This window comes from Saccharopolyspora elongata (assembly GCF_004348985.1).
Lineage (GTDB): Bacteria > Actinomycetota > Actinomycetes > Mycobacteriales > Pseudonocardiaceae > Saccharopolyspora > Saccharopolyspora elongata.
The window spans coordinates 1-10,454 of the sequence record NZ_SMKW01000152.1 but is presented as its reverse complement, the minus strand read 5'-3'; the positions used below and the strand labels follow the sequence as shown (position 1 = coordinate 10,454).

Annotated in this window: 10 protein-coding genes and 2 pseudogenes; 9 read left to right on the top strand and 3 right to left on the bottom strand. The window is 67.5% G+C overall.

The genetic code is table 11. The features are described 5' to 3' along the window. The first annotated feature begins 133 nt into the window (after positions 1-133). The 4 genes and pseudogenes from E1288_RS45035 to E1288_RS45020 all read left to right on the top strand — a co-directional run bounded on the left by E1288_RS45035 (position 134) and on the right by E1288_RS45020 (position 3,267). A complete protein-coding gene (locus E1288_RS45035) occupies positions 134-346 on the top strand; it encodes a biotin/lipoyl-binding carrier protein (protein ID WP_132495323.1) in 213 nt (70 codons plus the stop codon). Between the two features lie 7 nt (positions 347-353). Further along, positions 354-1,715 carry an acetyl-CoA carboxylase biotin carboxylase subunit gene (locus tag E1288_RS45030; RefSeq protein WP_132495321.1) on the top strand — a complete coding sequence of 454 codons (1,362 nt, stop codon included), beginning with the start codon at positions 354-356 and terminating at the stop codon, positions 1,713-1,715. Further along, complete coding sequence (locus E1288_RS45025; RefSeq protein ID WP_132495319.1) at positions 1,708-2,499, top strand: VOC family protein; 792 nt, start codon at positions 1,708-1,710, stop codon at positions 2,497-2,499. The genes E1288_RS45030 and E1288_RS45025 overlap by 8 nt, the downstream gene beginning before the upstream one ends. Beyond that, a pseudogene (locus E1288_RS45020) lies at positions 2,496-3,267 on the top strand (crotonase/enoyl-CoA hydratase family protein). Before E1288_RS45025 ends, E1288_RS45020 begins: the two are co-directional and overlap by 4 nt. A 159-nt stretch (positions 3,268-3,426) precedes the next feature. Here E1288_RS45020 and E1288_RS45015 read toward each other — a convergent pair. Both E1288_RS45015 and E1288_RS45010 read right to left on the bottom strand, forming a co-directional pair. Continuing rightward, positions 3,427-3,660 (bottom strand): hypothetical protein, encoded by a 234-nt coding sequence (locus tag E1288_RS45015; protein ID WP_132495317.1) that lies wholly within the window; start codon positions 3,658-3,660, stop codon positions 3,427-3,429. Between the two features lie 74 nt (positions 3,661-3,734). Beyond that, on the bottom strand, positions 3,735-4,628 hold the full coding sequence (locus tag E1288_RS45010) for a LysR family transcriptional regulator (protein WP_132495315.1): 894 nt from the start codon (positions 4,626-4,628) through the stop codon (positions 3,735-3,737). Positions 4,629-4,760: 132 nt separating this feature from the next. On the opposite strand from E1288_RS45010, the gene E1288_RS45005 reads away from it, so the two are divergent. The 5 genes and pseudogenes from E1288_RS45005 to E1288_RS44985 all read left to right on the top strand — a co-directional run bounded on the left by E1288_RS45005 (position 4,761) and on the right by E1288_RS44985 (position 9,468). Continuing rightward, positions 4,761-6,002, top strand: coding sequence for a CaiB/BaiF CoA transferase family protein (locus E1288_RS45005; RefSeq protein WP_132495313.1), 1,242 nt, complete (start codon positions 4,761-4,763; stop codon positions 6,000-6,002). Next, positions 5,995-6,786: an enoyl-CoA hydratase-related protein gene (locus E1288_RS45000; protein ID WP_165968622.1), complete on the top strand. Its 792-nt coding sequence runs from the start codon at positions 5,995-5,997 to the stop codon at positions 6,784-6,786. Before E1288_RS45005 ends, E1288_RS45000 begins: the two co-directional genes overlap by 8 nt. Positions 6,787-6,863: 77 nt before the next feature. Beyond that, complete coding sequence (locus E1288_RS44995) at positions 6,864-8,216, top strand: SLC13 family permease (protein ID WP_132495309.1); 1,353 nt, start codon at positions 6,864-6,866, stop codon at positions 8,214-8,216. Between the two features lie 266 nt (positions 8,217-8,482). After that, positions 8,483-8,816: pseudogene (locus E1288_RS44990) on the top strand (transposase); the annotation flags it as partial. A 139-nt stretch (positions 8,817-8,955) separates the two neighbouring features. Beyond that, a complete protein-coding gene (locus tag E1288_RS44985) occupies positions 8,956-9,468 on the top strand; it encodes an integrase core domain-containing protein (RefSeq protein ID WP_207954921.1) in 513 nt (170 codons plus the stop codon). Positions 9,469-9,883: 415 nt separating this feature from the next. Here E1288_RS44985 and E1288_RS44980 read toward each other — a convergent pair whose 3' ends face one another. Then, positions 9,884-10,258, bottom strand: coding sequence for a transposase (locus E1288_RS44980; protein WP_207954919.1), 375 nt, complete (start codon positions 10,256-10,258; stop codon positions 9,884-9,886). Between the last annotated feature and the right edge of the window lie 196 nt (positions 10,259-10,454).

Genomic DNA, 10,454 nt, shown 5'->3' with positions numbered 1-10,454 from the left:
CCCGGCCTACCGGCAGGGGCACGGTCTTTCGTCAGGACTCAAGCGTCCAGGAACCAAGAGTGCTCACCTACCGGCCGGCTACCAACCAGGAGTTTGCCGGATGGCTCACTCCCAGAACTGATTAGGAACCCTCATGGCAACAGTGGAATCCGAGACCACCGCGGTGGTGTGGAAGGTCCTCGTCGGAGTCGGCGACACCGTCGAGGAGGGCGACGCCGTCGTCATCCTCGAGTCGATGAAGATGGAGATCCCGGTGGAAACCGGAGAAGCGGGCACGGTCACCGCGGTGCACGTCAAGGAAGGCGACGCCGTGGACGACGGCCACGTGTTGGTCGATGTGAGCTGAGGTCGCCATGTTCACTCGAGTTCTTGTGGCCAACCGCGGCGAGATCGCGGTGCGCATCCTGCGAACCCTTCGGAAGATGGGCATCGAGTCCGTCACGGTCCACTCCGATGCGGAGGCCGACGCGGTGCACGTCCGCGCTGCCGACCAGGCCGTCTGTATAGGCCCCGGACCGGTTTCGGAGAGCTACCTGCGGATCGACCGCGTCCTTGACGTCGCGCGAAGGACGGGCGCACAGGCCGTCCACCCGGGATACGGGCTTCTCGCGGAGAACCCGGAGTTCGCCGAGGCCTGCGAACGGGCCGGGCTCGTTTTCATCGGGCCGACGCCCGAGGCGATCCGGGTGATGGGCTCGAAGATCGAGGCGCGAAGGGCGATGTCGGAGGCCGGAGTCCCAGTGGTGCCAGGCGCTCTCGAACCCGTCTCCGGTGGCGACCACGCGCTGGCGCTGGCCGATTCGATCGGTTACCCCATCGCGGCGAAGGCCTCCGGGGCGGGCGGCGGCAAGGGGTTCCGGGTCGCCCGCGATCCCGGCGAGCTTCCCGGCGCCGTCGAGGGCGCGCGCAGCGAAGGGGAACGGTTCTTCGCCGATCCCACCGTGTATCTCGAGCGCTACCTCGACGACCCCAGGCACATCGAGGTCCAGCTGCTCGGCGACACCCACGGCAATGTCGTGCACCTGTTCGAGCGCGACTGCACGATCCAGCGGCGGCACCAGAAGCTGGTCGAGGAGGCACCTGCGCCGCGGTTGCCGGAGCCGCTGCGTACGCGCATCGGCGAGCTGGCGATCACGGCGGCCAAGGCCATCGGCTACCACTCTGCGGGCACCGTGGAGGGCCTGCTCGCCGGTGACGAGTTCTTCTTCCTGGAGATGAACACCCGCATCCAGGTCGAGCACTGCGTCACCGAGATGGTCACCGGCATCAACCTGGTCGAGCAGCAGGTGCGCGTCGCCGCGGGCGAACGGCTGTCATTTGGGCAGGCCGATCTGCGCCTTGATGGGCACGCGATCGAGTGCCGGATCAACGCCGAGAACGCCGCAAAGCACTTCCTGCCCGCACCCGGGACCATCAGCGGATACCAGGAGCCACGCGGAGCGCACGTGCGCGTCGACTCCGGCGTCGGCGAAGGCTCCGCCGTGCTTCCCTTCTACGACCCCATGATCGCGAAACTGATCGTGTGGGGAGAGGACAGGGCCACCGCGACCGACCGTATGCTCCGCGCCCTCGACGAGTTCCGGATCGACGGCGTCACCACGCTCCTGCCGTTCCACCGCGCGCTGCTCGCCAGTGACCAGTGGCGGCGCGCGGAAAGCTGCCGCGACCTGCTCGAGGACAGGGCCTGGCTGAAGCAGACTGCGCGGCATGAGTGACGGCACACGCGGCGCGACCGACTTCGACCACACCTCGATCGCCGTGCACGACGCGCCAAGCTGGCTGCGCCGGCTCCGGGGCACCCTCGGTGCGACGCCGCTCATCGGGCAGGTGCTCCCGGAGTTCCGCTACGTCGTCTGCCAGCTCGGCGACGAGCAATCCGGCGGCCGCCTCGAGCTCATGGACGCCCAGCCCGGCGAGACGGGCGGGTTCCTCACCCGCTTCCTCCGCCGGCACGGCGAGACAGCACACCACCTGACCTTCCTCGTGCCCGACGTCGCCCGCACCATCGAACAGGTGCGCGAGCTCGGCCTCCGGGTGGTGAAGACCGACCTCACGCACACCCCGTGGCGCGAGACCTTCCTGCCTCCCGACGATGTCCACGGCGTGACGATCCAGCTCGCCGACAGCGACGTCGGCTACCCACCCCTACGCGAGCTGCTCGGCACCCGGACGCGAGATCCCGGTCGAGTACCAGGGAACCGCGAGGGCCGGGAGCCTGGCTGGTGGGAGTTCGCCTGGGACGTGCCCGCCGGCCCGCTGGCGCGCCTGCGGTCCACGACGCTGCGCTCCACCGACCCGGCCTTCTCCCACCGGCTGTTCGCCGGTGTCCTCGACGCGGAGACACACCCTCGCCACGACGGCGTCGAGTACCGCTGGCCGGGGGGCACCCTCGTGGTCCGGCCGGACACCGTGGCCGGAATCAGCCACCTCACGGTCACCGGTGGCCCGGCACCCCGCTACCGCATCGGCGAGATGATACTCGTGCAGGAGCACACATGACCGACGCCCGCCCCGTCCACATCAGTACGCCTGCTGAGGGCGTCTTGCTCGTCGCTATCGACCGGCCGCACGCCCGCAACGCGATCAACGACGAGGTCGCGCGCCTCGTCGCCGAAGCCATGGACCGGCTCGACACCGACGACACACTGCGGGCGGGCATCCTCACCGGCAACGGACCCGGTTTCAGCGCGGGACTCGACCTGAAAGCCTTCCTCGACGGAGAGACCGGCGAGCATCCCGAACGCGGATTCGCCGGCCTGGTCCGTCGCCCACCGCGCAAACCCCTGATCGCGGCCGTCGAGGGGTTCGCCCTCGCCGGCGGACTGGAGATCACGCTCGCGTGCGACCTGATCGTCGCGGCCCGCGACGCGCCTGGGCATCCCGGAGGTCAGGCGCGGGCTCGTCGCCGACGGCGGCGCGCTCCTGCGCCTGCCGCAGCGACTCCCTCGCAACGTCGCCGCGCAACTGGCCCTCATCGGTGACGCGATACCGGTCCCCCGGCTGCACGAGCTCGGGCTCGTCAACCTCGTCACCGAACCGGGAGAAAGCCTCGCCGCCGCTGAGGACCTAGCCTCGGCCATCGCGGCCAACGCCCCGCTCGGCGTGGTCGCGAGCAAGTACGTGCTCGACCACGCCGACAGCTGGTCGGCCGACGAGATCTGGCAACGTCAGGCGCGGGCCGTCGAGCACGTGTGGGCCTCGCGCGACGCGACCGAAGGCGCCCGCGCCTTCGCCGAGCGACGGCCGCCACGCTTCACCGGCCGGTGAGCGCGCCGGGGAACCCGCCACGGGTTGCCCGCGCGCCGCAGGCTCGTCCAGGAGCGTCCGATGAGCCGCGACCACACCTGCCTAGCGCTGTCCGTGACACGAGCCCTGGCCGACCAGCAGGCCCAGGTGGCGGCCAGGAACGGCGTCGGCGCGGCATGATCAGCCTGCCGGGTCCTGGACCCGGCAGGCCGCCGCGAGCCGCGCGGGCAGTTCGGCGCGCACGGGCCCCAGCCCGATGCCCAGCGCGGCGATGTCGTTGCGCTTGAGCGGGGCTACGTACCCGTCACAACTGTCCTGGCCCCCGGCAGGGTCAGCTTCGTCGTAAGCAACAACTCGCCCCCCGCTTACGTACGCTGCCGGGTCGGCCAGCTCCGAGATGTGCACGACAGTCATCGGTTCATGAGTGGCCACGAATCTGTCGGCGAGACGCAGCTCGCCGCCCAGCCTCGCCACGATGGGGAAATCCATCACGAACCTGCCGGGTACGACGTGACGTGGTCGAAGAAGTCGGCGACGTGCCGGGCAAGGGCCACCCCAGCCAGCCTGCACACGGCGACGTCGCGGCGCGCCGCAGGGTCGGTCAACGGCACCCGCACCACACCGTCGTTTCCCCTGGCGGTCGGCGGAGCGACGGCGACCCCGACACCGGCCGCTGCGAGCGACACCGCCATCTCCATGTTGTCGGTCTCGAAGATCACCTTGGGGTGCAGGCCCACGCTCTCGAACATCCGGTCCGCCACCGCGCGGGCGGCGTAGCCGGACTCGGAAAGGATCAGGTTCTCCCCCGCCAGCTCCCGGACGTCCAGCGACGCACGGCCGGCCAGCCGCGTGCCGGCCGCCACGACGACGTCGATCCGCTGCTCGAACAGGACGGTCGCCGCGATCCCGGGACGCTCAGGAGGCGGGGCGATCATCGCGACGTCGATCTCACGCTCGACGAGCATGTCCGCGAGGCCGTCGCTGCTGCCCTCGCGCAACGAGAACTCGACGTCGGGCCAGCGCGCGACGAAGCTGCCGACCACGGCGGGCATGTAGTCCGAGCCCAGCGACCGAAGCAGCCCGACCCGGACCAGCTTCGTACCGGTCAGCCGGGCCTCGCGCAGCCCGATCCGCACCTGCCGCAGCGCGAGACGCGAGTGCTCGGCGAGCAGCCGGCCCGCAGGAGTCAGCTCGATGCTGCGTCCGCTCCGCAGGACCAGCGCCATTCCCAGCTCGTTCTCCAACCGGCGAATCCCCCGGCTCAGTGTGGACGGCGTCATCCGCAGTTCCGCGGCCGCGGCGGCGAAGCTGCCGTACTCGACAATGCTGGAGAGATACAGGAGGTTCGGGCACAGGGCCATCGACGCCCGGTATTGGTGCATATGTGCACCGTATCAGTGCAATATCCGCCATTGACGCACCAGAACGCCATTGCTTGACTTACCCCATTCATTTCCACGGGTGACCGAGCTCACTCGACCATCGCGCCGAGCACCCCGAATTTTGGAGAAAGAGTGACTGATGCGCACGCGCTCGACGGACTGCGGGTCCTTGAGATCGGCAACTATCTCGCCGGGCCCTACTGCGGCACCTTGCTCGCCGACCTCGGCGCTCACGTGACCAAGATCGAAGACCCTCATGGCGGCGACGTCGTCCGCACGTATGGCGCCGTCATCGACGGCACACCGGACAGTTCCGCGTTCCTCACCCTGAACCGGAACAAGTGTTCGGTCGCGGTGAACCTCAAGTCCGAAGAGGGCAAGGCGATCTTCCGCGCACTCGCCGTACGGGCCGACGTCGTCGTCGAGAACCTCCGCCCTGGCGCGATGCGGAGGCTGGGCCTGGACTACGCGAGCCTGACGGAGGAGAACCCCGGGCTGATCTACCTCGCCGCGTCAGGGTGGGGCCAGGACGGCCCGCTCGCGACGAACGCCGGGCTCGACATCATGGCGCAGGCTCGCTCCGGCGTAATGAGTGTGACGGGCTTTCCCGGCGGCGAGCCCGTGAAGGCGGGGGTGCCGCTGTGCGACATCGGCGCCGCGATGTACGGGGCCATCGCGGTGCTGGCGGCGCTGAACCACCGCAACCGGACTGGCGAGGGCCAGTTCATCGACGTCTCCCTGTACGAGACCGGGGTCGCTTTCGCCATCTGGGAGTTCGCCAAGCACAGCGCCACTGGCGAGATCCCCGCTCCGCAGGGCTCGGCGCACCAGACCGCGGCGCCATATCAGGCCATCCGGGCGTCCGACGGCTGGTTCACCGTCGGCGCGGCCACTCCGAAGACTTGGCTGGCGTTCTGCCACGGCGTGGGTCTGACCGAACTGATCGATGACGAGCGATTCGCGTCCAATGACGACCGTATGCGGAACCGGTGCGAGCTGATCGCCGCGATCGAGGAGCGGACCCGCACGCAGCCCCGCACACACTGGCTGAACCTCTTCGACGAGGTGGGTGTTCCCGCAGCCCCTATCCACGACTACGGACAGGTGTTCTCCGACGAGCACCTCATCGTCCGTGATTTCTTCTGGGAGTCGACGACACGCGACGGCACACCCGTACGGCAGATGGGCTCGCCGATGCGGCTGTCCAGGACGCCGACCGTCCGGCGCACCCCTGGCCCGGGGCTGGGTGACATGACCGGCGCGGTCCTCAGTGGACTGGGCTACACCGGGGACGACATCGCCAGGCTCGACGCGGACGGGGTGGTGCGCGCAGCGCGGAACCCCGCTCCCATCGGAGGCGATGGCCATGACTGACTTCCACGAGGCTCCCCTGCTCGCCGAACAAGACGGCCCGGTCTACCGGATGACCTTCAACCGGCCGCACCGGCTAAACGCCGCGACCCCGGAGATGGAGGACCTGATCGTCGCGGGCTGCGAGTATGTCAACCGCACCCCTGAAATCCGGGTCGTCGTGTTCGACGGTGCCACCGGCAGGAAGCCGTCCTTCATGGCGGGCGGGGATATCGAAGGCTTCCGGGGCATGGAGTCAGCCGACGACGTCCGCGCGGTGGAGTCGCACGCCGAACGCACCCTCCGCGCGATCGAGAACCTGCGCGTCCCCGCGATCGCGGCCCTGGACGGGCCCGTGATCGGGCAGGGCGCGCTCCTCGCGGCCTGCTGCGACATCCTCGTCGCCGGGCCGGGGGTGCGCTTCGGCTTCCCCATCGCCCGCACGGTCGGCAACTGTCTGTCGGTACGCAACCTGACACGGCTGACCGAACTGGTCGGCGTGCCGCTCACTCGCAGGATGATCATGCGGGCGGCACTGCTCGGTATCGGCGACCTGGTTCGCGCCGGTGCTGTTAGCGACACCGTGGACACCCACGACGAGCTGCGCGACCTCGCCATGCGCATCGCTCAGGAGATGGCTGCGCTCGCACCGCTGACGCTCTCGTTCACCAAGTCCTCGCTGCTGCGGGCACGTGAGCCCGGCTCCGGCAACGAAGACCTCGTGGTGCGCAGCTACCTCTCCGACGACTCGCGGGAGGCCGTATCGGCCTTCCTGGGAAACAGATCACCGTGCTGGCGCGGTCGCTGACCTGACGCACGGCAACGCGTTTCCCGAAAGATGCACGACCCACATCTCATCCGTCACCCTATGCAGGAGTCCTCGACATGACAGTCCAGTTCGTTGCCATCGGCATTCTGGTTCTCGTGTTCGTCCTCGGCGCAGTACGGGGCGTGCACATTGGCGCGCTGGCGCTCTCCGCGGCGGTCGGAGTCGGCCTGACCCTCGGCCGGCAGCCGTTGGAAGAGGTACTCGGCGGCTTCCCCGTGAACCTCATGGTGCTGCTACTGGGGATGACCTATCTCATCGCGATAGCGCGGGCCAACGGCACACTGGACTGGCTGGTCGACGGCGCGGTACGTCGCACCGGAGGGAAGAAGTTCCTCCTGCCATGGCTGATGTTCGTGATCGCACTCGTCATCGCAGGACTTGGCAATCCCTTGGCAGCCCTCATCGTGATCCCGATCGCGATGCTGCTGGCGGAGAAGAACGGCCGGGACCCGATGGTGATGGGGCTCGGCGCGGTCAACGGCTCCATCGCGGGCGCCTTCGCGCCCACAAGTCTCTACGGTGTGCTCACCGTCAGCATCGGCGAACTCGGCGGCGTGGTGGTCAATCCCTTTGCTCAGTTCGCGTTCGTCCTCGCCCTCGTCGTCGCGCTGCAGGTGGCAGCGCAGATACTGTTCCGGCGGCATAGGACCGTGGACGCCGGGGACAGCACAGTGGGCATCCCAGCCGTGCCCCCCGAGCCCATCGGCGGCGGTGTGCCTAGCGGATCGAGTGGGGCCTCGGTGTCGACCGCCGAGCGGGTCGAGCGCACGATGTCCAGCCCGGCGACGGCCACACGCACCACGCTCGCTCAGCGCTTCACGCTGTTCTGCCTCGCATCTCTGGTTGTCATCGTAATCGCGGTTCCGGCTTTCGGAATCACCATCAACATCGGCGCGGTGGCCCTGGCCTTGGGTGTCGTGCTCTCGCTCGCCTTCCCTCGCGACTCGGCCGCGGCGATCGCCGATATCGACTGGAGCACGATCTTGCTCGTCGGCGGCATCGTCACCTACGTCGCACTGCTGCAGCGCATGGGCGCGGTCGACGCGCTTGGCGACCTCGCCGCCGCGATCCCCTCGCCGCTCGTCGCGGTCCTCATGCTGTGCTTCGTTGGCGCGCTCGTGTCGGCATTCGCGTCCACAACCGCATTGCTGCCGATCATCATCCCGCTCTCGCTACCGCTCATCGCCGAGGGCGGCATCTCCGCCGCAGGGTTGATCATCGCGCTGTCTGTGTCCGCCACGATCGTCGATTCGACGCCGTTTTCCACCTCTGGAGCCGTCATGGTCGCCTGCACGCCCGAGGCGGACCGGCCGCGAGTCACCCGGGGACTCCTCCGCTGGGGACTCTCCATGACCGTTATCGGACCACTGGTGACCTGCGCAGCGCTCGTGATCCCCAGCCTCCTGTGACGCGAGCGACGCTGAGGACGTCCGGGCGTCGGCACCGCCCGTCAGCGGCAGTGCCCGCGCCCGGACCACACTCAGCGCGGCGCGTCCTCCGCTCGCTGGTGGAACAGCCAGTCGATGATGACGTCGTTCGCGTAGGTGGGAATCCTGCGCCTGGCGGAAGTCTGTCGCTTAGGTTTCCGGCACCCTCAGGCGTACCTTCCCAGTGATCGGATGCAAGCTTCCAAGCATAGCCGAGGTTGCCGCGTCGGTCGGGAAGGTACGACCCGATGCTCAGCGTAGTCCCTGACCCCGACTCCCGTAACGATGGCCCGGTCACGGGTTCGGCGTCGTTGATCGACGAGATCGTCCGCGAGGGTGCCCGCCGGATGCTGGCCGAGGCGTTGCAAGCCGAGGTAGACGCCTACATCGCGCAGTTCGCCGACGCCCGCGACGAGGGTGGCCATCGCCTGGTAGTCCGCAACGGCTACCACCAGCCCTGCGAGGTGTTGACCAGCGCTGGCGCGGTCGAAGTCCAGGCGCCGCGGGTCAACGACAAGCGCACCCACCCGGACACCGGCGCGGTGCCGGTTTTCCTCGGCGATCCTGCCACTCTTCGACCGTCTGGGAAATCCTGCAGGAAGCAGGGATAGACCCGGCACCCGAACGCAACTCCAGCACATGGGCCAACTTCCTGCGCTCGCAGGCCGACGCCTTGCTGGCGTGCGACTTCTTCGAGACGGTCACCCTGTCCGGGGCGAGGATGTACGTGCTCGCCGTCATCGAGCACGCCACCCGGCGGATCCGGATCCTGGGCGCCACCGCACACCCGACAGCATCCTGGGTGACGCAAGCTACCAGGAATCTCGTCATGGACCTCGAAGACGCAGGCTGCCGAGCGCGGTTCCTAATCCGGGACCGCGACGGCAAATTCCCTGCCCCGTTCGATACGGTTCTGTCAGATACCGGAATCGAGGTCGTACTCAGCGGCGTCCAGACGCCGAGGATGAACTCAATCATGGAAAGGTGGGTGCAAACCTGCCGACGCGAGCTGCTGGACCGCACCTTGATCTGGAACCAGCGCCACCTGCTCCACGTCCTGCGCGAGTTCGAACAGTTCTACAACGAACACCGCCCGCACCAGGGCATGGCCAACAGCCGCCCACTGAACCCCTTACCCACGCCTATCGCAGATCCCGACAAGATCACTCGCCTGAACATACCCCGACGCGATCGCCTCGGCGGCATCCTCCACGAGTACGAGCATGCCGCATAACCTGCACGGTTAAGGTTTTCGGCAAAGGCACCCGCACTCGCCCCAAGGCGCAGTGATAGGCACCACATTCATATTCACCCAGATGGATCAATCCGTGGCCAAGATCAGCGCGACCCCATTTCAGGGCTCAAGATCCACAACTCCCAAAATCCTCCCGAAAATCGCCGAAATTCGAGACGGCACACTTCGGGACGATCACCCAAGATCCACACCTGACCACGAAAAAGCCCGCTGACCTGCACTTACGTGCCAGTCAGCGGGCTTCCGCCAACGTCGGGCTGACAGGATTTGAACCTGCGACCCCTTGACCCCCAGAGTAGTCCACAAGAGACATTCACCTGCGAAAACCGAGAAAGCGCAGCACAAACCGGTGCAGCTCACTTCCGCTCAGTGCAGTACAACGCGGTTCAACCCCCTACAACCCTCCCATTTCCTCCCGCTCCACCCATCCAGACACCGACGCCGGGCGAAACGGGGTAGCCGCACGACCCTTCGAGACCCGAACCCGTTGACGCAACAGGTCATGCAGCGTCTCGGTCGTGCCGTCGGCCTCCCACTTCGCGTAGTAGTCATAGACCGTCTTGTACGGAGGGAAATCATGAGGCAGGTACGCCCACGCAATCCCGGTCCGGCACACGTACAGGATCGCGTTGACGATCTCTCGAAGGTCGTGCACCCTCGCCGCCACACCCGGTCCGCGCCGCGCGGCACGCCATGCCGTCAACGTCGGCTCGATCAACGCCCACTGGGCGTCAGGCAGGTCACTGCGGTAGGCACGCCGGGGACTCATGAGTTGATCAAGGTATCAGGTGCCATACGAAACGGACAAATCACCATTAATCAAGATCAGATGCCCTCCAAGAGTTCCTAACAGAATGATTACTTGTGGTGTCTGGAGTTCCTTGATCGTTGATCATGATCAGGTGAGGAAGGGTGAGCAGCCGCCGTGGATCGTGCCGGACGAGCTGTGGGAGCGAATAGAGCCG